The sequence below is a fragment of the Peribacillus sp. SIMBA_075 genome (genome assembly GCF_046534585.1).
This window is the reverse complement of the sequence record NZ_JAWRYN010001445.1, coordinates 1-242: the sequence shown is the minus strand read 5'-3', so window position 1 is coordinate 242 and position 242 is coordinate 1. Positions and strand designations below refer to the sequence as shown.

Genomic DNA, 242 nt, shown 5'->3' with positions numbered 1-242 from the left:
AACAACAACCCCGGGAATTGGAATGATGCAGCAAGAAATGGCTGATCAATTTTTCAATCAAACACGCCAGCTTGTCGATGCATTTTTAAATGAAGAAGCACCAGAACTTCTTGAAGAACTAGAGGAGCGATATGAAGGCTCTCTTGATGAAAGCAATAAACACCATATCATTGAGGACATTCGAAAACAAATTGACAGCAGAATCAAATACTATGCGGGACAGCTGCCACAACGGGAAGATA

Annotated in this window: 1 protein-coding gene; it reads left to right on the top strand. The window is 40.9% G+C overall.

From position 1 onward, the window contains the following. Window positions 1–242 (top strand): spore germination protein GerPC (gerPC, locus tag SB775_RS33150; RefSeq protein WP_410865538.1); only part of this gene is annotated, 242 nt, incomplete at both ends.